The sequence below is a fragment of the uncultured Lactobacillus sp. genome (genome assembly GCF_945290125.1).
Classification (GTDB): Bacteria; Bacillota; Bacilli; order Lactobacillales; family Lactobacillaceae; genus Lactobacillus; species Lactobacillus rizhaonensis.
The window spans coordinates 52655-75439 of sequence record NZ_CALYQV010000001.1; the positions used below are offsets into that span (position 1 = coordinate 52655).

19 protein-coding genes, 1 other RNA gene and 1 pseudogene are annotated in these 22785 nt (G+C 34.2%); 4 read left to right on the forward strand and 17 right to left on the reverse strand.

From position 1 onward, the window contains the following. The first annotated feature begins 1095 nt into the window (after nucleotides 1-1095). Complete coding sequence (xerS, locus tag Q0K80_RS00250) at nucleotides 1096-2181, forward strand: tyrosine recombinase XerS (RefSeq protein ID WP_294601631.1); 1086 nt, start codon at nucleotides 1096-1098, stop codon at nucleotides 2179-2181. A 19-nt stretch (nucleotides 2182-2200) separates the two neighbouring features. Here xerS and Q0K80_RS00255 read toward each other — a convergent pair. The 3 genes and pseudogenes from Q0K80_RS00255 to Q0K80_RS00265 form a co-directional block, all read right to left on the reverse strand. Beyond that, nucleotides 2201-2838: pseudogene (locus Q0K80_RS00255) on the reverse strand (NUDIX hydrolase N-terminal domain-containing protein). A 48-nt stretch (nucleotides 2839-2886) separates the two neighbouring features. Further along, nucleotides 2887-3765 (reverse strand): DegV family protein, encoded by an 879-nt coding sequence (locus Q0K80_RS00260; protein ID WP_294601633.1) that lies wholly within the window; start codon nucleotides 3763-3765, stop codon nucleotides 2887-2889. A gap of 88 nt (nucleotides 3766-3853) precedes the next feature. Then, on the reverse strand, nucleotides 3854-4255 hold the full coding sequence (locus Q0K80_RS00265; protein ID WP_294601635.1) for a MarR family winged helix-turn-helix transcriptional regulator: 402 nt from the start codon (nucleotides 4253-4255) through the stop codon (nucleotides 3854-3856). A 339-nt stretch (nucleotides 4256-4594) separates the two neighbouring features. Between Q0K80_RS00265 and Q0K80_RS00270 the strand changes: the two genes are divergently transcribed. Beyond that, nucleotides 4595-6283, forward strand: a complete 1689-nt coding sequence (locus Q0K80_RS00270) for an NFACT RNA binding domain-containing protein (RefSeq protein WP_294601637.1) — start codon at nucleotides 4595-4597, stop codon at nucleotides 6281-6283. Nucleotides 6284-6318: 35 nt separating this feature from the next. On the opposite strand, the gene Q0K80_RS00275 is transcribed toward Q0K80_RS00270, so the two are convergent. The 11 genes from Q0K80_RS00275 to Q0K80_RS00325 form a co-directional block, all read right to left on the reverse strand. Beyond that, entirely contained in the window at nucleotides 6319-9495 is a 3177-nt protein-coding gene (locus tag Q0K80_RS00275) for a carbamoyl phosphate synthase large subunit (protein ID WP_294601639.1), read from the reverse strand. A gap of 2 nt (nucleotides 9496-9497) precedes the next feature. Next, on the reverse strand, nucleotides 9498-10553 hold the full coding sequence (locus tag Q0K80_RS00280) for a carbamoyl phosphate synthase small subunit (RefSeq protein ID WP_294601641.1): 1056 nt from the start codon (nucleotides 10551-10553) through the stop codon (nucleotides 9498-9500). Further along, complete coding sequence (locus tag Q0K80_RS00285) at nucleotides 10554-11465, reverse strand: RluA family pseudouridine synthase (RefSeq protein ID WP_294601643.1); 912 nt, start codon at nucleotides 11463-11465, stop codon at nucleotides 10554-10556. Then, nucleotides 11455-11922 carry a signal peptidase II gene (lspA, locus tag Q0K80_RS00290; protein WP_294601645.1) on the reverse strand — a complete coding sequence of 156 codons (468 nt, stop codon included), beginning with the start codon at nucleotides 11920-11922 and terminating at the stop codon, nucleotides 11455-11457. The genes Q0K80_RS00285 and lspA overlap by 11 nt, the downstream gene beginning before the upstream one ends. A gap of 9 nt (nucleotides 11923-11931) precedes the next feature. Then, nucleotides 11932-13608, reverse strand: coding sequence for a formate--tetrahydrofolate ligase (locus Q0K80_RS00295; RefSeq protein WP_294601647.1), 1677 nt, complete (start codon nucleotides 13606-13608; stop codon nucleotides 11932-11934). A gap of 224 nt (nucleotides 13609-13832) precedes the next feature. Then, nucleotides 13833-14165, reverse strand: coding sequence for an acyltransferase (locus tag Q0K80_RS00300; protein ID WP_294601649.1), 333 nt, complete (start codon nucleotides 14163-14165; stop codon nucleotides 13833-13835). An 11-nt stretch (nucleotides 14166-14176) separates the two neighbouring features. Then, entirely contained in the window at nucleotides 14177-15406 is a 1230-nt protein-coding gene (locus Q0K80_RS00305) for a metallophosphoesterase (protein WP_294601651.1), read from the reverse strand. Next, nucleotides 15393-16526 (reverse strand): class I SAM-dependent RNA methyltransferase, encoded by a 1134-nt coding sequence (locus Q0K80_RS00310; RefSeq protein ID WP_294601653.1) that lies wholly within the window; start codon nucleotides 16524-16526, stop codon nucleotides 15393-15395. Before Q0K80_RS00310 ends, Q0K80_RS00305 begins: the two co-directional genes overlap by 14 nt. Before the next feature lie 65 nt (nucleotides 16527-16591). Beyond that, nucleotides 16592-16961, reverse strand: an RNA gene (rnpB, locus tag Q0K80_RS00315) — RNase P RNA component class B. A 26-nt stretch (nucleotides 16962-16987) separates the two neighbouring features. Continuing rightward, a complete protein-coding gene (locus Q0K80_RS00320; protein WP_294601655.1) occupies nucleotides 16988-17428 on the reverse strand; it encodes a DivIVA domain-containing protein in 441 nt (146 codons plus the stop codon). Nucleotides 17429-17513: 85 nt separating this feature from the next. After that, nucleotides 17514-18080 (reverse strand): DUF1273 domain-containing protein, encoded by a 567-nt coding sequence (locus Q0K80_RS00325; RefSeq protein ID WP_294601657.1) that lies wholly within the window; start codon nucleotides 18078-18080, stop codon nucleotides 17514-17516. A 69-nt stretch (nucleotides 18081-18149) separates the two neighbouring features. Here Q0K80_RS00325 and recU point away from each other — a divergent pair, with 69 nt between their 5' ends. Next, nucleotides 18150-18788: a Holliday junction resolvase RecU gene (recU, locus tag Q0K80_RS00330; protein WP_294601659.1), complete on the forward strand. Its 639-nt coding sequence runs from the start codon at nucleotides 18150-18152 to the stop codon at nucleotides 18786-18788. Continuing rightward, the gene (locus tag Q0K80_RS00335; RefSeq protein ID WP_294601661.1) at nucleotides 18778-21144 is read left to right on the forward strand and encodes a transglycosylase domain-containing protein; all 2367 of its coding nucleotides are present in this window, start codon (nucleotides 18778-18780) and stop codon (nucleotides 21142-21144) included. The genes recU and Q0K80_RS00335 overlap by 11 nt, the downstream gene beginning before the upstream one ends. A 39-nt stretch (nucleotides 21145-21183) precedes the next feature. On the opposite strand, the gene Q0K80_RS00340 is transcribed toward Q0K80_RS00335, so the two are convergent. The 3 genes from Q0K80_RS00340 to Q0K80_RS00350 all read right to left on the reverse strand — a co-directional run bounded on the left by Q0K80_RS00340 (nucleotide 21184) and on the right by Q0K80_RS00350 (nucleotide 22720). Beyond that, nucleotides 21184-21384, reverse strand: a complete 201-nt coding sequence (locus Q0K80_RS00340) for a DUF3923 family protein (protein ID WP_294601663.1) — start codon at nucleotides 21382-21384, stop codon at nucleotides 21184-21186. A 64-nt stretch (nucleotides 21385-21448) separates the two neighbouring features. Continuing rightward, complete coding sequence (gene nth / locus Q0K80_RS00345; RefSeq protein ID WP_294601665.1) at nucleotides 21449-22078, reverse strand: endonuclease III; 630 nt, start codon at nucleotides 22076-22078, stop codon at nucleotides 21449-21451. Next, nucleotides 22079-22720 carry a DnaD domain protein gene (locus tag Q0K80_RS00350; RefSeq protein WP_294601667.1) on the reverse strand — a complete coding sequence of 214 codons (642 nt, stop codon included), beginning with the start codon at nucleotides 22718-22720 and terminating at the stop codon, nucleotides 22079-22081. Nucleotides 22721-22785 lie beyond the last annotated feature (65 nt).

Consider the following 22785-nt stretch of genomic DNA (forward strand, 5'->3'; position numbering starts at 1 on the left):
TTTTATAACTGTTCGGGTAATTCTTATATTGTAAATTAAAATTAAAACTGAAATTTCTATCTAAATAATAAAAAATATCACTGTCTGTCTTTATCAGAAATTTTCTAGTAAATTTTGAATATAAAGTAATTTTTGCTTTGATTCAAGTGGGTGATTTGTTTTTGAGATATTTCAGCATAGTACATCACCAAGATATAACTTCGTATAATATATATTATGTAAAGTAATATAAAAAATCAAGATAGAGGGTTAATAGACAAATATCTTGGTTAAAAGTTTTAAACTAAATATTTTTAATGCTCACACAAGTATTTAGAGCCTTTTAAAATTCAAAAACCGCATAACTGATCATTTGATAGCAATTAATTACCTCAGTATTAGTCAAAATTTTCTTACATAGACAGACAGATTTTCAAATTTGAACTCCAAAAATTTAATATTGAAACAACTAGTCTAACTTATAAAAGTCTAAGTATTGAGTATGAATCGTTAGTGTAAAAGTGTATGTTTAGCGCTTTTTGATTTGTATAAATTAAAAAAGTGTGTGAATTACTAGGAATAGCACTTTTACCTCACTGTTGTTTTTATTGTTTTCATTAAAATTATTGTTTTAACGAAAGCAATAAGGAAAAATATAAGAAAAAAATTTAAACTTATTAGGCTCTAAAGCTTGCAAATTTAGCGATTAATAATCAAGTTTTAAACTAGAGATATTAAGTTTTTATTATAAATATGTTGTTAATGGTTATAATTTAAAAATGAAGCTATTTCCCCTCTTTAAAGTACGCTACAACTAACAGCCTAGCTCTAATTACTTGAATTTCTCTACTAATGCCCCAAGTTTGATATGAATACTATATTTTATCAATAAATTATTAGATCTAAACAAGTAAATAATATTTATCAATCATCCTCTTAATTTTCAGCAAATTAAGCTACAGTTCAATAATTCATGCGCTAAATTCATTTGAGAGACTGCCTATTTGTTTTCCCTCTCTTATTTAGGATAAACTAAGAATAAAAAAGACAAACATACATTCTGGTTTTGCTATATAATAAAATACATAATTATTTCAATCAGGAGAATTTTGCTACGTGGAAACAAAAAAATACTTAGATCTAATCGATGATGAATTGAAGAAAATGCCGGATTTTGTTAAGGATTACAACTTTGGCACCAATCATTCTCTGGCAACATCTTATCAATATTTAACAGAAATCAGACGCTTTTTTGATTGGCTGCGTCAAGAAGGCATTTCGCCAGCAGAAAGTAATCAAAAAGTTGAAACAGAAACTTTGGCTAAACTTCAGCGCAATGATATTATGCTGTACATTAATTATTTAGGCCATGTCAAAAATAAGCAAGGTAATCTTAACTCCCCCACTACCATCAATCGCTCCATAAATGCGTTAAGGTCTTTGTTTAAGTTTTTAACCATTACTGCTGATAATATTAATGGTCAGCCATATTTTGAACGAAACGTAATGCTTAAAATTGATTCCCTCAATAATACTAAAACGCTAAATTACCGTGCACACGTCCTTGAATCACACATGTATACCGGTAAATTAAAGTATCAGTTTCTAGACTTTATTGATACTAAATATGAACTTCAATGCAATAAACATGCTCTACCTGGTTTTAAAATTAATAAAGAACGTGATATGGCAATTATTGCTTTAATTTTGGGAACAGGGATCAGGGTTTCAGAATGCGCAGGAATTGATGTTTCTGACATTAATTTTAGAAAAGCTACGTTAGACGTAACACGTAAAGGTGGTCAAAGAGACAGCGTTCCAATTGCCGAATGGACAATAATTTATATCAAAGAATATAAAAAGATTCGCAAGGAACGTTATTCAGCCTCAAAAAAAGATTCAGCATTCTTTCTTACACGGTGGCACAATAAAACAAGAAGGATTACTGCCAGTGCAATTGAAAAGATGGTCAATAAATATTCAGCTGCCTTTGGACATCCACTAACCCCTCATAAATTGCGCCATACTGTAGCTTCTGAATTATATGGTGTGACTAAAGACCAGGTTTTGGTTGCCCAACAGCTGGGACAAAAAGGAACTTCAGCAACTGATTTATATACTCACGTTGATCAAAAAAAGCAAAGAGCCGCATTGAATGAGATTACTGAAGCTGATAAAAATAATAGTAAAAAACAAGCATAATAGTGCTTGCTTTTTACTATTATTCGAATCTGGTCTGCCAATTAGAACTTTTATTAGCCTCAAAGCACATTTTTATTTCTGCTAGAGAGTTTCTGGGTACTGACAAAGGTGGCAGATTTATCAAAGTCAAAAAATGAACATCTTTCAGTTTCAGTATTTTTGACAAACTTTCCCTCCTAAATCTCTGCAGAGAAAAATAACGTTACATACGTTAATTGCTCGCTCAACGCGCTTATTATCGTAAACGTTAGTTGAATGGTTATTTACAGCAATGATTTGCTGAACAGCAATTTTATGTCCAGATTCTTCTTCCGCCTCTTTTATACAATTTTCTTTTACTGTAATATTTGGTTCACACCACCCGCCTGGCATTGACCATAAATTGTCGGTAGATTCTTTTACCAACAAAATTTTTTGATCATTAAAAATTGCTGCTCTGGTAGAAACCTTAGGTGTCTGATAGCCATCTTCACTACTAAATAGCCCCTTGATCACATCAATTGGTTCACCAGTTTTAGCAGCCATCATCTTTGTTGCAATTTCTCTTATCTGTTGGTATCTTTCTCTGTCGAAACGATCGTGTCCATATTCGATGCCATCTTGAGCAATGCTTTGTAGTTCTACTGCCCACCTTGACAGTTGGTCTAATTTTTTCATAAAAAGCCTCAATTCCTTAGCAAAAGAGCAACCTTTGAGAGGTTGCTCTTATTTTGTTAAATCGATTTTATCAATATCTATCATCCAGCCAATAGCAAAAGACTTTTCTCCTAAATGTGTCGCAATAACAGGACTAAACTTCGTTACTGAAATATTTTGCTTGGGAAACTTCTCCTTTAAAAACTTCTCTGCTTCTTCAACTTGACTTTTATCATTAGAATCAATGATAAAAAGTTTGATTTTGTCTTTATAAGGCAACTTATCAATCTTTTCCACTGTTAAACTCTTAATTTTGATAAAAGCCCGTTTCATAGACCGAATCTTATCAAATGCCACAATATCACCATCTTTAAAAGTAAGCAGTGGCTTGATGTTCAGCATGGATCCGATAAACGCAGTAGCATTGCTTAAACGACCTCCACGACTCAGATTTTTTAAATCGTTGACTACAAAAATCTCATCTATGGTAGATTTGATTTTATCTAATTTTGCCAGAATGGTATCAAGGTCAAGACCATTCTTTATCATTCTTGCTGCAGCCAAAACCAAATTTCCCTGCAAGCGAACTGTCATCCTTGTATCTATAGCATGTAGATTATATTTGGGATTGTTTTCAGATATATTACAAAGCGTTTGATAAAATCCTGAAATTCCGCTTGATAGTGTAATTGCGATAATAGCCTCATAACCTTCTTCATGTAAGCGATCAAAAAGACGAATCAAATCACCGCTACTAGGTTGAGAAGTCTTAGGAAAATCAGCTCCTTCTCTTTGCATCTTAAAAAGCTGGTCAGAAGTAATATCAATATTTTCTAAGTACTCTTTTTGACCTATGATTATGGGAATAGATATAACAATAATATTGTTTTTTTCCGCCTCTTGTTTTGTTATGGCGCTGGTACTATCAGTAACTAAAGCAATCTTCATCTAACTTACCTTTCGCTTTTGTCTGTACAACATACAAGAATTATAGCATAAAAAAATAAGTGTTTCGACCACCAACTAGAAGAACAAATTATTTCTCACTTTTTTGCACTAATTCATTAACAGTATGGTTAAAAGATGCTATCTCTTGCTTACTAAGCCCTTGCAATAAGGATTCTTCAATCTCTTTTAATTCACGTCTTAATTGAACGACTTTTTGAAGTCCCGTTTCATTTAACAAAACAGTTTTGCTTGAATCTCTCTCAGATCTTTTAACTGTAATAAAACTTACTGTTTTTTTCTGTTGTAATTGTCTGCTTAATGTCGATAGCGAAATTTTTAAGTTATCAGCTAAATCTCCCATTTTTAAAGCTGTATTGTCATTTTGATCGAAATATAGCAAAATTCTTGTTTGTGAAAGATTTAAGCCACATTTTTTGCTTATTTCGTTTTTAATATTCTCCGCTATTGTGCTAAAAGATAAAACATTCATTTAACTACCTTTTCTGATAAAAACAAAAATAATTTGTAAGTTAATATTTATACTGTTCACAATTTTTCCAAAAGATAAATTACTTTGTGAAACAATAGGGTTACCAGTATAGTGATATTACTTACCATTAATTTTAACTTATAAATATTTATATCAATAACTTTAAATCTATATTACCAGTATATCAGTTTTTTGCAATAGCTTCTTTAAAAAGTAAATTTATAATTAATATATAACTAGTAGTACTCTTTTTTAAGATTTAATCATAAAATATACCTAAAGCTAATACAAATTGCTTAATACTTGATATAATAGTAAGCGTGTTTTGAGGTGATAATTATGGCTTTTGACGGTTTATTCATACATAGTCTTTTAAATAGTGTTAAGCCAAAAATAATCAATGGTCGGCTTTCAAAAATTTACCAACCATTTGAACAAGATTTAGTATTAACTTTTAGAAAAGAACGCAAAAATATTCAGTTGTTATTATCGGCAAATGCGCAATACCCTAGGTTTTACATAACTAACCAAACTATTGCTAATCCTGATAAGGCTCCCACTTTTGTCATGGTACTGCGCAAATATTTGGAAGGCTCAGTATTGCAATCAATTGAACAACTGGGTGTTGACCGCATTATATATTTTAATTTTAGTAATCGTAATGAGCTGGGAGATCAAGTTCAGTTAGTTTTATCATTAGAATTAATGGGACGACATAGTAATGTCATACTTTATGATCAAAAAAGTGGCCATATAATTGATCTGCTTAAGCGAATTAATCCAGATGAAAACAGGGTGAGACTGCTTTTGCCCAAAGCCAAATATGAATTACCACCTTTAATATCTGGAATAAACGGCTTTGAAGTAACAGAAAAAGAGTTTAAAGAAAAGGCTATAAATTCGGATCCAGTAGATTTTGCTAGTCAAATTAGTGGCCTGGATCGTGACGATCGCCAAGAGCTCATTGGTTATTTAGAAGATGATTTTTCTTATTCATCTTTTAAGACTTTTATGAGTCAATTTAATAAAAAAGGCGCTTTTATATTAAAAACGCCAAATAATAAACGTAAAATTTTTCCCTACCTGCCCTACCATCTTAACCTAACAAAAGAAAGTGCTGATCCCGATATCAATCATGCTTTGGATGAGTTTTATGAGTATCAGTCAAATCAAGATTGGGTACGACAAAAGTCAGCTCAAATTGAGCGGCTAATCAAAAATGAATACAAAAAATTAACCAAAAAAATTGTTAAGCTCAAAAAGCAGCTGGAACAGGCAGAAAATTCTGAAGGATACAGGATACAAGGAGAAATCCTTAACGCAAATTTATCCCAAGTTAAGCCAGGAATGGCAGAAGTTTCTTTGCCAAATTATTATGATAATAATCGTCCACTAAAAATTAAACTTGATGTTGCCCTCTCTCCGGCTCGTAATGCGCAGAAGTATTTCACTAAATATAAAAAACTACGTGATTCTATTAAACACGTTAAAGAGCAAATAGCTATTGCTCAGGATAATTTAGATTATTTTGATTCTGTTCAGACTGCAATTGATAATGCTGAACCGCAGGATATCGATCAAATTACTGAAGAGTTAATGAATCAGGGCTATTTAAAGAAACCCCAAAAACCAAAACGAAAAAAGAAAATTACCGAAAAGAATCTGAATAAATTTCGTATATCTTCGGGTAAAACCGTTTTAGTTGGAAAGAATAATTTACAAAACGACTGGTTAACTTTAAAAAAGGCTAATAAAACTGATATTTGGTTTCATGTTAAAAATATTCCAGGCTCACACGTGATTTTGCAATCATCTGAAGCAACAGATGAAGACATTTTAGAAACAGCTGAAATTGCTGCATATTTCTCCAAAGCTAAAAATTCTGCTCACGTACAAGTCGATTATGTTCAAGATAAACGTGTAAAAAAACCAAATGGAGCAAAACCAGGCTTTGTGATTTATACTGGTCAAAATTCAATTGAAGTGACCCCTGAAAAAACTAGGGTATTATCTAAGAGAATAAATTAAAAAAACGAGGATGAAGTAAAAATCATCCTCGTTTTTTAAATCGGCTGAGTAGTTAAAGATAAAGACTCTAAAACGCTTAAAATAAGTTCAGTAGTTTCGATGCTTGAGAAAACTGGTATGTTTTGATTCAGAGCTTCATCGCGTATCCTGGTTGCATCATCACTAGCGGAATCAGATAAATTAGTAATATTTATTACCATATCAATCTTATGTTGGCGAATCTTGTCTAATAAGCTGCAAGAGCCATGACTAATTTTTGACACTATTCCAGTTGTAATACCGGCTTCGGCCAATTCATTAGCCGTACCCTCGGTTGCAATTATTTTAAAGCCTAAACGGTAAAATCTCTGAGCCAATTCTGTTACTTTTTTCTTATCTTCGTCGCGCACAGATATAAAAATTATTCCATAACTTGGTATTTTTACGCCACTAGCTTCATACCCTTTGTATAAAGCTTTTGCCAGTTCGGTATCTCTACCCATGACAGAACCAGAAGACTTCATTTTTGAGTCGAACGTATTTTCGCTTTGATAATTAATATAAGAAAAGACCGGCATTTTAACAAATATAAAGCTATTTGAACGCCATAATCCACTTTTGTATCCTAATTCAGGCAAAGACTTTCCGATTAAAACTTCTGTCGCACATTTGGTAATATCCTTACCAAGAGCCTTGGAAAGAAAAGCGATATTATGGCCAGCATAAGGCTTAATTTGCAATAAATATACTTTCTTATCAACAATTAAGAAATGTAAGGTAAAAATACCACGCATATTTATACGTTTAACTAATGCAATAGCAAATTCAGTTAATAATTTCTTGGCCGTTTTAGATAAGTTTTGTGGTTTAAAAACAGCTATTGAATCTGACGCATGTGAACCTGTTTGTTCCAAGTGCTCAATAATACCTGGAAGAGTTACATTTTTACCATCTGAAATGGCAGTTATCTCATATTTATTTCCTTCAATAAAATGAGACAAGCTTACCTTAGAAAGCTGATTTTCTTCTAAATATTTTTTTAAGGCAGGTAAATCATAAACCACAGCCGACTTTTGCTTTACCCCTAAATTATTAAAGCCACCAATTAAAATTGGAAATCCGTGTTCTTTAATGAACTTTTGGGCTGCACTTTTATTAACAGTCGTTAGTAGTTTGTTTTGACTTAAATTTTTTACTGGTTTAGTTAATGCCTGCTCTATACGATCTTTAGGATTAACATCCTTGTTACCTAAAATATTCAGACCGTTTTCGATTAATTTCTTACATAGAGCATTCATCTCTTTGCCAGAAAATTGGATTAAAACATCTTTGATTTTTTCTTTCTTAGTAATTTGCAGAATACTTTCAACTGTAATTGGTTCAAAATAAACTTTATCTACTCTCTTGTAGCTGATAGCAACTGACTCATCATTATTTGAAAGTAAAATAATGTCATAATTATTATTATGTAAAGTATCAATTGCATGACTTAGCATATAGTCGAATTCACTTGTAACTGAAACTTGTGATGGCAGCATTCCGATTATTAAAACCTTTTTAGAGGTAGTCAAAGCTCGGCTTTCGTCTTGAACTCCAAACGAGCCATAATATGCTTTAACTAAGGGCTTAATGGTTCCCGCAGTGCCATCAATTTGCTGGTAGGCGGGGTTTAAATGTATTTTTGCAAGTCTTTTTTCAATTGCACCCACACTTATGTTAGATAAGTTAGCAATTAAAAGATTACGGAAGCCTCTCTTTTTAGCTTCAATTAGTAATTCATCTGATAAGTGTTCGTTTACTAATTTATAACCAATTTCCACTATATGATACAGCTTTTGGAAATATACCGGATGAATATGAACAATTTCTTGTAATTCCTGATAACTAAAGCCTTTTGCAATTGCAGCTAGTAGTTTAAGTAAATGTAACTCATCTGGTTGTTTTAGATCAGAAAGAATTTCTGATTTATCTTTAGCTTTTTCCGCTTGAAAAACGGTTAGTGACATTTTTATATTTACTGTTGAAGCCAGACCTTTTAAAAAAGCAGACTCAAAATTTGTACCTAAGCCAATAGCTTCTCCACTCGCCTGCATTCTGTTGTCTAATTTGTAATGATTACTACCAGATTGGGTTAATGACCAAAATGGCATCCGAATGGCTACTTTGTCCAAAGTTGGTTCGATTGCCGCATTAAGTCCTGATAACGGATCTTTAATTTCATCTAAACGATAACCAAGTGCAACCTTACAGACAATATAACCTAAACTATATAGTCCTACCCTTTTAGACCAAATAGCGCTACGCGTTAGTCTTGGCTTTATCGATAAAACTTTGACTGCAAAATTTGTACCTTTATGCTTGACGGCGAAATGTATATTTAAAATTCCTACTATTTGCAGACTAGCCGCTATTTTTTGGGCAATTGCTCGAATCCTCTGTACTTGGTCATTGTTAAGGGTCAGGGCGGGCATCACAGCCGCTGAATCACCGGCATTTATAGCTACAGACTCAATAGTATCTGCTAGATTAGTAAAAAGCGTATTTCCTGAGCTATCACGAATAATATTAGCAATTACTTCGTCCCAAGAAGATAAGTCTTCTGCTAAGTGATAATTACCAAACGAAAAATTTTCCAGTCGTTTTTCTTTTTGTAAGTACTCGTTCAGATCAGTAATATTATTAAAAATAATTTTTTGGTTAAGTGCTGAATCTTTTTGCTTAATAAGCATCACAGGAAAGTGAACGTGCTCTTCCAATTGCATTTGCAAGTTAATTGCATCGAAATCAGTTAGATTCCAATATTTGCTTGCCTCAATCAGGTTTTCTGTCAGAAAAGCGTTCATTTTTTGATGATTGTCCATTGCCAATGTGCGTTTATTCAAAGTTAACAAGCGCACTCCCATTTGTCGCAAAATACCATCTTGAACAAGTTCCCGAGTAACTTTTAAGCCAGTTGTAGAACCATAAGCAGATATAATGGCATCCGGTTCTTCCATTCGAATTATTCTTTTGAGAAATTCCAGGGTCATTGGTTCAAGATATACGGTTAAGCCAGGCTTTTTATCAGTAGAAATAGTTGCAGGGTTAGGATTGACTAAAACTACCTGAATATCCTCTTCAAAAAGTGCTTTAATAGCGTCTTCAACTAATAAATCAGTTTCAGATACCTTACCGACTAAAGTTGGTCCTGATCCGATGATTAATACTTTATCTAAATCATTATCTAAAGGCATATTTACACCATCATCTTTACAAAGTTATCAAAAATAGGAAGAGCATCAAGACTTCCTGGAGCTCCTTCAGCATTGAAAGCCGTACCAATTACCTTGTTAGTTTTATTACTATAACCGGCAAGTAATTCACTGTGAAGATCGTAAAATTCTCTTTCCATTTCGAATTGAACGCTATTTGGTAGAATCAGTTGATCAATATTCATAGCCACTTGCCAAATCTTGTTTGTGTTCTGATCAATAACAGGATAATTAATGCCACTATATGGTTGTGGTAAGTCGACAAGTTCGAAATTCAAAAAATCGCTTAATGTTAAAAAACCTAAGCCAATTCCCCAAATTGGAATTTGATCATAAAATGCTGAAAAAATTGGTTCAAGGTCCGGCATTAATTCATTGGGCTTGCCTGGTCCTCCTGAGATGATAATTCCTTGGGGCCGCAGATTTTCAATATCTGGCACAGCAACATTATATGGTAAAACAGTAGCATTAACCTTTCTCAAAGATAATTCTCTAAGCATGGAATGCTTTAAACCAAGATCAATTATAGCTACGGTTTTACCTACATTAGGTACCGCATATGCATTCTTAGTGGAAACAGCCGCTGATTTATTTTTGGGTAAAACCAAAGCTTTAATTTGGTCAAAAGCGTGTTCATCATTTGTGTCCATAATCGAAGCTTTGATTGTCTTCTCCTTATTCAAAAGATGAACTAATGCTCTGATATCGACATTAAAAATTGCTGGTATATTTTTTTCTTTTAAAAAAGAAGCTAAATCCTGGAAGTTGCCACTTTCGGAAATATTTTGCGCAACATCATTGGCAATTATTCCCTTTACCGTTGGATTAATACTCTCATAGTCAATTGCATTAATGCCATTGCCACCAATCATTGGTGCAGTAAACACCAGAATTTTGCCCGTATTGGTCGGATCAGTCAGTGCTTCTTGATAACCAAAATTACCCGTTTGAATGGCTAACTCACCAGTGGAAATTATTGAGGATCCTAATCCTTCTCCTGGAAATGATTGTCCATTTTCCAGAATCAAATATCGTTTCATTTAATCACTTTTTTCTCTCAATTCAGTCAGTCTTTGCAAAAAAATCCTTGGAGGTTGTACTTCAAATTCGAGCCATTTACCAGTAGTTGGCTGTCTGAATCCTAATACTTGAGCATGCAAAAATTGACCATTTTCCTTTAAGGTATGATGCGGTCCGTATAATGGGTCTCCTGCAACAGGATGCCCAATATAAGCAAGGTGTACCCTGATTTGATGAGTCCGACCCGTTTCAAGACGACATCTGAGTAAACTGTAATTTTGAAATTGTTCAAGAACAGTAAAATGTGTAATAGCTTCTTTGCCATTTGCTATTACAGCCATTTTTTTACGATTATAATGATCGCGTCCAATTGGAGCTTCTATTGTTCCTTGTTTTTCAGAAAAATTGCCGTGTACTATTGCTAAATATAGTCTTTTATTAGTTTTTGTGGCCAATTGTTTTTCCAAACTTTCACGTGCAAAAGCATTTTTGGCCACCATTAATAAGCCAGATGTATCCTTGTCAATGCGATGGACAATTCCTGGACGAAATCCTTCAGGACTTTTAGCCAGGTTTTTCGTATGAAATAATAATGCATTAACGAGCGTGTGATCTGGATGTCCAGCAGCTGGATGTACAACCATACCTTGAGGCTTGTTAACTACTATAACGTCTTGATCTTCATAAACAATGTCTAATGGAATGTCTTCCGGGATTAATGCCAATGGCTTTAATTTAGGTACAAAAACCGTAATTATGTCATTTTTTTGTACTTTATAGGACGACTTAACTATTTTTTTGTTAACCAAGATATTTTGATCCTGGAGCAATTCCTGAATCCGTGAACGTGATAAAGAAGGAATTGCGTTTGCAAGCACTTTGTCTATTCTGCCCTTTTCATTTTGGATAACAAACTGATATTTATTCGGCATCGTTTTTTTCGCTTTCGTCAAAAAAGAGCAGATAAATAAATACCAATATTATTCCTATTGTAATTGCAGAGTCAGCTATATTAAAAATATTGAAGTGAATAAAGTCAACTTGAATCATATCAATAACATACTTTAAGTGAATACGGTCAATTAAATTGCCAATAATTCCGCCTAAAACCAGTGCCACTCCAGAATCAAAAAGCTTACTATGAAAATTGTTTCGTAACAGGTAATATAAACAAATTACGATAGCAATAATACTAATCAGGTAAAAAAGTACCATTTGACCGGGCAAAATATTCCAAGCAGCTCCATCATTTTGGACATAAGTAAATGAAAAAACATGGGGTACAATCTGCTGAGTTTCTCCCAGCTTGTAATTACCTGCAATAAAAGATTTCAACCCTTGATCAAGAAGTACAATAAATAATGAAATAATTAAATATAAGAATTGCATCGATACTTTTTAAAATAAGCCACTAATTTTACCATTATTGTCGACGTCAATATCTAATGCAGCTGGATGTTTAGGTAATCCTGGCATATCTAAAACATGTCCGGTTGTGATAACAATAAACCCGGCTCCATTTTTCAAACTAGCGCCCTTTACGTGCAAAGTAAAATCAGTTGGTGCTCCTAATAGTTTTTGATTATCAGTAAATGAATACTGTGTCTTGGCAATAATGACTGGTAGCCTATCCTTCCCCATTTTCTCAAGTTCATGAATATCATTTTCAGCTTTTTCAGTATATTCGACTTTAGCTGCATGATAAATTTTTTGTGCTATTTTAGCAATTTTAGTTTTTACGTCATCATCTTTTTGATAAGTAGGTACTAGCTTGCCTTCACCTGAATTTGCTAAATCAAGGACAGCTTTAGCAGCTTCTATTCCGCCCTTTGAGCCCTGCTCATGATAGTCAACAACAACAGAATCAATTCCTTCTTCTTTAATCAATTGCTGTAAAAGTAAGAGTTCATTTTCACTGTCAGTTGCAAAATGATTAATTAAAACGATCACAGGAATGCCGTAGTTACGCATATTATTCATATGTCTCTTAAGATTTGCAAAACCGCTACGTAAAGCAGACAGATTTTCTTTACTTAAGTTTTCAGTGGTACCTTCTGCTTGATATTTTAAGGCACGTACAGTTGCCACGACCACGCTAGCATCAGGCTTTTTATCCAAATGTTCAGATACAAAGTCCATGAATTTTTGACCACCTAAGTCGCTGCCGAATCCTGCTTCAGTTAAAACATAATCACTTAAATGCAATGCTAAATTAGTTGCCATAACGGTATTGGCGCCATGGGCAATATTGGCAAAAGGTCCACCGTGTACAAGAGCTGGTGTATGTTCAATTGTTTGAACTAGATTTGGCTTTAAAGCATTTGAAAGCAAAGCTGCAATTGCACCCTCAAATCCCAAATCTTTAACGTAAATAGGCTTATCATCTTTAGTGTAGCCCACGAGCATTAAACCAATTCTCTTTTTTAAATCGTTAATGTCGGTAGCCAAACACAAAATTGCCATTAGTTCATTGGCAACCGTAATTGCAAAACTGGACTTGTGTTCAACCCCGTTGAATTTTGAACCTTGTCCTACAGTGATATTTCTTAAACTACGATCGTTTACGTCAATTCCCCGTTTCAATAGAATTCTGTCAGGATTTAGCCCAAGTTCATTTCCCTGATAAATGTAGTTGTCTACTAAGGCTGCCAAAGTGTCAATAGCAGCTGTCAAGGCATGCATATCTCCCGTAAAATGAAGATTAATGTCTTCCATTGGAATAACCTGAGCCTGACCTCCACCAGTAGCTCCGCCTTTTAAGCCAAAAACTGGGCCCATTGAAGGTTCGCGTAAAGCAATCATCGTTTTCTGGTGTAACTGATTGTTAATGGCATCTCCCAGACCAATAGTCATTGTTGATTTACCTTCTCCAGCTGGAGTAGGAGAAATTGAAGTAACCAAAATCAATTTACCAAGGTGTTTGTTCGCCAATGTCTTTTTGATTGCCTGCCAATTGATCTTGGCTTTATCATTGCCATATGGCTCAATATCTGAGCTGCTTAAACCAATTTTAGCAGCAATTTCGTTAATGGGTAATGCGTGTGCTTCTTGTGCAATTTGAATATCTGATTTCATTGCGCATGCCTCTTTCTGTATATAAAATTTAATAATAATTTTTCATCTTAAATAATATCCTTTTCATATTAGAATTTAGGTCCCACCTTTTATTTAATCAATTGTCATTATAACAAACATTAAGCAATTTTTATGCATAACCTGTTATAAATTATGAATAAAGCTAAATTTTCTTTTATAACTAAAAATTTAGACTTTGCCAAAATTATTCTATTTTGACTATTTTATTTTTCAAATCTTAACAAATAATAGTGACCAAATTCGTCCAATTTAATTTCATAAATTTTAAGAAAATGCCATTGCAGCAAAACTGTTGGCTCAGATGACATTTTGGTCTTAGGACGAAATGGGAGTTTTAATATGCTCGTATTCCAGTATGAATTAAAATAAGTATAGAGCAATAAAATAAGGAAAAATAAAGAACAAATAAGTGCTGGCCAATTAAAAGCTTTGGTGCTTTCATATAAAAATATCAGACTCAAGAAAAATACAATAAATATCCAGCAAAAATAAATTAATCCACTACGACCTAAAATAATAAAATGCTTTTTTTTCATAAAAATTCCTGTTAATACCAAATTTTTGCATTAAGGTTACTGTGATTAGAAGTATCGAACAAAGTTTTCATATAATCGCTAAATCGTGGCCTCTGACTAACTAAGATTTTAAATTCTTTAGAGGAGTACAAATTTTCTAGTTGCTTTTTTTCGATATGATTATGTCCCGTAAAATATTGATAATTCATTTCAATAAACAGACGGTTTACCTTTTCTAAAAATTTAGATTGTTCATCGTTTAAGTGATCTTTTTTATTTGAATTACCAGTTAAATTTCTTATTTGAATGTTCTTTAAGTAACTGTGAAAGTGAACCAGATTCGAATCTAGCCGTTCTTTTTTAGTTAAAAAAGGTTTCATATCAAATGTATGTCGCTGATATTCAATGTGATCCGTTCTTACTTTGACTATTCCATATCCTTGGTCGTATGAACAAAAACTTGAAGTAACAATTTCTGTAGTGGGTGTTTTTGCCTGTGGCTCGACGATATTTTGAGCATGAATGTGGCCGGAAAAAGCAATTTTAACCTTATAATCCTGGCATAAACGACATAATGTTTGAGCATTATTTAAAACAAAGCCGCGATTTACAGCTGGATTATGAACATAAAGATTATGGTGCATAAACAAAAGGGGTTTAAGGTGCTTCATCCTAGCACTTTCTAACTGCTTTTCTATCCAGACAATTTGTTCTTCGTTTATTTGCCCTTCAGTAGAGGGAGCACCACTAGCTTCATGTTCACTATAAATATTGGAATCAAGTAATAGTAATAGGTATTCTTTATTTAATTGTACGCTGTATGCCAATGAATTGGGATCAATACTTTGCGCACAATCATATGAACATTTAAAAATTTCTTGCCAATCAGTGGGACTAATTTGATGGGCATAAAGCTGATTTGGACCTTGAAAAGCCCTGGCCCAGCCATCATATATGTCATGGTTTCCGGGTAAAACCAATAATTTAGTTTCATTTAAATTACGAAAAATTTCTGCAAATTTTTGTGCCGAAATAAGCTCACCGTTAAAAGTAACATCCCCAGTAACAATGATAGCAGACGGCTTTTTTTTATTAGCCAAATCAGTAAAAGCCCTTAAAGCTATTTCTTGATAAACCAGGTCTTTACCTTGACTGGTATTTTGAATACGTTGAAAAGCTTGACCATCATCATGCAAGCTATCTGCAATTAAATGCGTATCTGTAATCACCCAAAATTTGGTATTTGCTTTATTTGTAATCATTTTTTATTGCCCAATATTGGTAGAAATCAACCCTTAAGTTGCCATTAAACAGTTTGCGCTTTTTGGTTGCTTTTTTACCAAAAAATTTTTCAAATGCTGGATCGCCAACCAAATAATACTGGCTAAATGTGTCATATTTTAAAAGTGACTCACCCATTTGCTTATAAATTATTTCAGCTGATTCCCGATCTTTCAGTCTTTTACCATATGGTGGATTAGCGATTATAACCCCATTTTCTAAGTCTGTGGCAAAATCCTTTACTGCAACTTGTTTAAAGTAAATATCCTGTAAAACACCAGCATTGTTGGCGTTTAATTTTGCAATTTCTAAAATGGATTGGTCGATATCACACGCCCATATTGGTTGGTCAAGTTGTTTAATTTCACTTTTAGCTTCTGCTACCAATTCATCATGAATAGAACTGTCAAACCAGTCAAAACCGTCAAAAGCAAATTGGCGCCAGATACCAGGGGCAATATTTTTCCCAATTAAAGCTGCTTCAATAGCTAAAGTACCTGAACCTGTCATAGGGTCAATCAAAGGATGGCTGCCGTCGTAAGGAGTTAGTTTTAATAATCCTGCAGCAAAATTTTCTTTCAGAGGTGCTCCACCGTGCTCAATACGATAGCCTCTTTTAAATAAACTGGCACCAGTAGTGTCTAGAGAAATTCGGGCAATGTCTTTATTGATGTGAATATCAAGAGGATATTCATTACCATTTTCTGGCAAAAAACCGCGACGATGGTACTGATCGGACATTTTGTTTACAATCGCCTTTTTTACAATTGATTGAATACCAGGTTCAGAATGCAACTTCGATCTGACTGACCTGCCTTTAACAGGAAACTTAGCGTCAACAGGTAATAGCTCTGCCCAATCAATATCATATACCTGATTAAAAAGGGTATCAAAATCAGTCGCCTTGAACTCTTTAAGTAAAATTTTAACGCGGTCTGCCGTTCTTAACCACAGATTGGTTTTGACAATGTCTTTTTGATCGCCTTCAAAGAATACCCTGCCATTCTCCGTGTGAGTTTGATATCCCATCGCTTGTAGTTCCTTTGCAACAACGCTTTCAAAGCCGACACCCATAGTTGTATATAACTGATATTTTCTCATCTTTTATTCTTTCCTTTAAAAAAAGCGTTGAGCCCTTTGAAAAGCTCAACGCTGCCAATGCAAATTTCTGTAAGCCACGTTCTGTTCGGGTATTTGTGGCATAAATACCTGTAGCAGCCATCTATCTTTGCTAAATTAGTAGCAATCCAATCTTTAGTTCATTTTCTTAGATTGAACGCCCCCACCAAGTTTGGGTTGCACGCTCGCAGGGTTTACCTCGTTCCACCAAAAGTGTTTCCACTTTTGCTTCGTCACTGTGGCACTTTTCAGAATATTCATGCATATCAGTAGAATGACTTAGCACTTTTTTCGCCGTAATTAAAATTCTTTAGCTTATTGGGCTAAATACGAACACTACAAGCATCTCAGCTCGTGCGTGCGTGGACTTTCCTCAGCCTGACCTATTTTCAGATCAAACCGCGACTGCTCAAAAATTGCACCATTAAGAATTATATCAAAGCTTAGTCTTTTTGTAACCCATAAACTCGTTGTTCAAGGTTATAAACTTTACGTTCAAGAGTCGAAATTCGTTGAATAATGGCCATATTGGTGGAATTTTCAGTTTGTGTATCTGATTTATTAATTGGATTGAAGCTTTGCGTTGAGCGCTCATGATTAGGGGTATACGTCTTTATACTTTCCGCACTTGTTACTGGAGTTATTCTCCTGGTTTTTTGAGACTTAAGAGCTTGCTCTTTATGATGGTCATCCATTAATTCACCCTGCAGCTTGCCAATTTGGCCGTATAGGTCTTCAATAATTTGCTCAAAAGTTTCATAATCTGCGATTACTTTATCTAAAAAAGCGTCAACTTCATCTGGGTCTAAACCTTTAACTTTTGTCCTAAATTGTTTTTTTAAAATATCCTGTGTGGATAGTTGAATATCATTTAAATCTGCCATGATAATATACAACTCCTTTTTCATCACTTTTATTCTAGCAAAAACTATTCATGCTTAAAACAAAAACGTTAATTTTAAAATAAAGTTATCCTTTAAAATTATCTTCTTGATTTTCTTGATACTCCTCAGCCTCATCTTGTAGATCATAAAAATCAATTAATTCAAGCGGATATTCTTTCGTTTCTTGGTATTTCTTGATTAAATTATAATCAAACTTGGGCTTACCAGGATTTTCAGGATCATAAAGCATTAAGGCCCTATCCGTATGTAGTAGCATAAAATTCTGGTAATTGCGCAGTTGAACTGGGTTTTGATACGGCTCTTTAGATGTAGAAGCAAAAAAGTCTACTTGACTTTTTAAGTTAAGATACTTTTCTTGATTGCTTTCATTCCATCTGCCAGCAAAGTCTTCATAGGGAACAATAATAGATGTTCTTAGGGGATATTTTTTCCGCAAGGAAACGGCCACTTCACTTGCCCATTGCTCTACTCCTAAATTTGCTCCAGTTATTACCCAATCTAGCTGGTCATTTTCCAGTAAATTTAGCATATACTTTTTTAAAACTAATTTTATGATTTTGATTTTGGGATCCTTATCACCGAATGTATTTAACTCGTAATTACGATACCCCGTTACCCATAGTCTTTGCATAATGAAACAAATGGCTCCTTGTTCAAAAACTTTTCCTTTATTGCTATAATGCTAGCAGGAGTGATATTTATGGTCAAATATCCAACCGGCAGTTTTGCCGCTTTTCGCAACTTAAGCTTAAATGATAAGCCCCAAGCTTCATACAAAAAAAGAAAACATAAAAATATTAATTTTTCTGATCGAGGCATGAACCTTGAACAGATGATTAACGAATCTAATAAATATTATCGTACTAAAGAAATAGCCGTGGTACATAAAAAGCCTACGCCTGTTCAAATTGTTAAGGTAGACTACCCTAAAAGATCACGTGCAGTAATAAAAGAAGCATACTTTCGCCAGGAATCGACCACAGATTATAATGGTGTATATAAAGGTTACTATCTGGATTTCGAAGCAAAAGAAACCAAAAACAAAACTAATTTTCCCTTAAAAAATTTTCACGAACATCAAATAGTTCACTTAGCAGAATGCTTGAAGCAAAAAGGAATATGCTTTACAATAATAGGATTTACAAGCTTAAACCGCTATTTCGTTACTCCAGCGAGCTCAATTATCAAAGCTTGGTGGACTAAAAACAAAAGTTCATTAACATTAAAAGAAGTCGAGGATTGGTCAATAGAGATTAAGAACGGTTTTCAACCAATACTCCCGTATTTGAAAGCTGTAGATTCTTTTATCTCGGATAGGAAAATACACGATGACAAATAAAAATTTCAACTCAAATAATGGACGTGAATCACGTAAAAACTACCGTCAAAGTTTACCTAAACCATTATGGCGCCGCTTACTTAAGTGGACGTTTTTGGTTATTTTTCTATTTCTGGTAGCTGGCGTTGGTCTATTTGCATTTTACGCTAAGGATGCTCCCAATATTAGTCGCGCTGACCTTGAAAGTGGCGGCTCTTCAGGATTATATAATACCAATGGTAAATTTGTAATGTCTTTAGGTACCGAAAAGCGACTATACGTTAAAGACAGTGAAGATTTGCAACTGTTAAAAGATTCTATCGTATCAGTTGAAGACAAGCGCTTTTACAAGGATAAATTGGGAATTGATCCGATCAGAATTGTAGGATCAATGTTAACTAATGCCAAAAGTAAAAGTATTTCTGCTGGCGGTTCTACCATCACCCAGCAATTAGTTAAGCTGACAAAATTTTCAACAGCTGCTTCCCAACGAACTTTACGCAGAAAGGCTCAAGAAGCCTGGCTAGCTATGAGAGTGCAGCGAGAATACAGTCATGATGAAATCTTGGAATTTTATATTAATAAAGTTTACATGAATTATGGCAATACTGGAATTGGCACTGCAGCTAACTTTTATTATGGTAAAAAAATTGGGGACTTAGACTTAGCTCAAACAGCGATGCTTGCAGGAATGCCTAATAGGCCTACTGTTTATAATCCTTATACCTACCCTCAATATGCAAAATACCGTCGTGATATTGTTTTAAAGGCGATGTTGAAGAATAAAAAAATTTCGCAAGAACAATATGATGAGGCAAGCAGGGAAAGCATTAAAAAGGGTTTAAAACCACATAATCAGCGTAAACAGTCAAACTTACGTAAAATTAATGATCCTTATGTTAAAGAAGCAATTGCCGAGGTTAGAGCCAAGGGCTTTGATCCTTTCCGTGATAATTTAAAAATTACGATTAATATGGATCAGAAAGCTCAAAAGAAACTATATCAACTGGCTAATAATGGTCAGGTTCCATTCACTAACGATAAAATGCAGATTGGTGCTTCCGTAGTTGATCCTAGCAATGGTCATGTGGTAGCTATATTGGGTGGCCGGCATCTACCTTCTTCAGTTCAGTTGGGCTTAGATCGGGCTGTGCAAACTACTCGTTCAACTGGATCTTCAATTAAGCCTGTTCTAGATTATGGCCCTGCCATTGAATACCTTAATTGGTCCACTGCTAAAATGTTAGATGATAGCAAATACGTCTATCCGGGAACAAATGTTCAATTATACGACTGGGACAATAAATATGACGGCATGATGACGATGAGGCATGCCTTAGAACAATCACGTAATGTTCCTGCAGTAAAAACGTTAAGAGAAGTCGGCATACCTCGTGCGAGAAAGTTTGCCGGCAAAATGGATATTGATATTCCAATGGATTCCGGCTTGTCCGTAGCTATCGGTACGAATGCTTCCAGTTTACAAATGGCCGGAGCCTTTAGTGCATTTGCAACGATGGGTATTTATCATAAACCGCAATTTGTTTCGAAAATTGAAACTCCTGATGGATTAACCAGAAATTATGATTCTGAGGGTATTCGTGTTATGAGTAAAGCCACAGCATACATAATTACAGATATGCTAAAAGGCGTTATAAAACGTGGCTCTGGCAGAAATGCCCAGATTAATGGTTTGTATCATGCCGGTAAAACCGGATCCGTTAAGTATTCAGAACAAGATTTAGCACGCTACCCAGGGTACGCAGCTACTCCAAAGGATTCCTGGTTTGTGGGTTATACACCTCGTTATGCATTAGGTATTTGGACCGGCTATGATAACCTGAAAGATGGGACTATTTCAGGTATCGGTCAGCAATCAGCGCAACTTTTTTATAAAAATATGATGACCTATTTGATGAGAAATAAAGAAAATGTTGACTGGCAAAAGCCCGATTCGGTGATTAGGGCTAGAATTGCTAAAAATTCGAATCCTCCAGAGGTTTCTTCTACTGGGGAGTGGCAACTGTTTGTTCGTGGACATTCTCCTGTTGGTATAGTTGATGATAGCAGCGACTATGATGAAGATGATGAAAAAACTATTACTAATAATTCATCTTCTACAAGCAATACTCAAGAAAGAAATTCACTTCATCACGAAAATGGTTCAACAACCCAAAATAATAAAAATGAAAAGAAAGATAAGGATTTAAAAGATAAGCCGCAAACAGGTAATACTGGTAAAGACAATTCATCTGATTCGAGTCAAAATAATGATGCAAATAATTCTATTTCTGAAAATAATTCGCACCATGAACAGAAGCCGAATAAGCTTGGGGGCGAAAGTAATAACTCGGGCAATGACGAGAATCATCATTAATTAAAAGAACCGCTGAAATTTTTTTCAGCGATTCTTTTATTATTTTTTCACAAATAAATAAACAATTAGTTCTATAAGACCAATAAAAGCAAAAAAGATTATTAAAATAGCTAAGGAAATAAGTTTGACATTCATTGTGTTAGCTGTACCAGTACCATCATAGGGACGCAGCCAGAGAAATAATGCCATACCCGCAAATAAAACAACGAAAATAATGTTAGTTATGCGCCACCTACTCATATTTTAAACCCCCTTTTGATTAATTTGTTAAGGAAATTATACTAAATTTTTTAGTTTTTAAATATTATTTTTCTTTTAAATAAGTATAGGGGTCGTTTTTGTCCCGTGCTGTCATTGAGTAGCGACCAAATAAAATCATAGCGTGATGTGTATGAATCCATTCACTTTTAGGTAGAATTTCCTCTAATCTCTTTTCTACTTCCAGTGGCTTAGCATCTTGCGGTACTATATGAAAGCGCTTAGAAATTCGTGACACATGAGTATCGACTGCTATCGCAGGTATGCCAAACCCTTCAGCTAAAACAACATTAGCCGTTTTCTCTCCGACTCCAGGTAAAGAAATCAGACTCTTTTTGTCATGAGGAATTTTACTATCATATTTTGAAACTAGAATTTCAGCAGTTGCTTTTAAGTGTTTAGCTTTAGAATGATAAAGTCCAATTTGAGAGATATGTTTTTCTATTTCCGGAATCGTTGCTGTTGCTAAGTTTTTCGGTTCAGGATAATCTTTCATAAATTTAGGCATTACTCGATTTACCATTTTATCAGTAGTTTGAGCACTCATTAAGACCGCGCATAATAAATGGAATTTATTATCCCATACCAATTCACTTTTTGCGTAAGGATACATTTTGTTGATACATTCTAAAACTTTTCTGGCTTCTTTAGCACTAAGAATTTTTTCTGCTTCCATTTAGCGATTCCTCCTCAAAAATTTTTGGACCTCACTCACAGTTTTTAAATTGTGTCTTTGCCAATTTAACAGAATGCGATCGACGTACTTTAAACTATATGCCTGAGATAAAACAGCTTCCCGCAAAGCCAACTTGATAATGGCAGGATCATAATGGTCAACGTTTAACCAAGCAGCAATTTCTTCTCGTTCGATTGGGCTTAAGTAGCGACCAAATTCAATTTCAAATTGGCGAACTAATTGATTCAAAGGACTGTTGTCAATAACAGATGATGAATTCTCGTTACCATTTTCTTTGAGGGCACTATCAGTTTTTGCTGTCAATAATTTATCCAGTTTGTCGTACAACTGGTTAAGGTTGTATTTATTTCCAATCATGCCCTTTCTATCAGTTACCTGGTCAATTACCAGAAAATTTTGTTCAATTAATTTTTGCAATAAAGATCCAATTTCTGCAACGGAAAAATTAGAGTTTGCAGCAATTTGTTCATTGGTGGGAAAAAAGTCTCCTTTTTGAGCAAACATTTCCAATTGCAAGATGACCATCATTTCAGCGTCATCAATTTTTAGTTGCGGATAATAAGCGATCAGACCATTTGATAACAGAGTTACTCCTAAAGCACGGTAATCATTATATTGCATGTTTTTTCTCCTCTAAAAAAGTTGAACTAAAGAATTTTTAGTTCAACTTTTAATTATCTTATTGA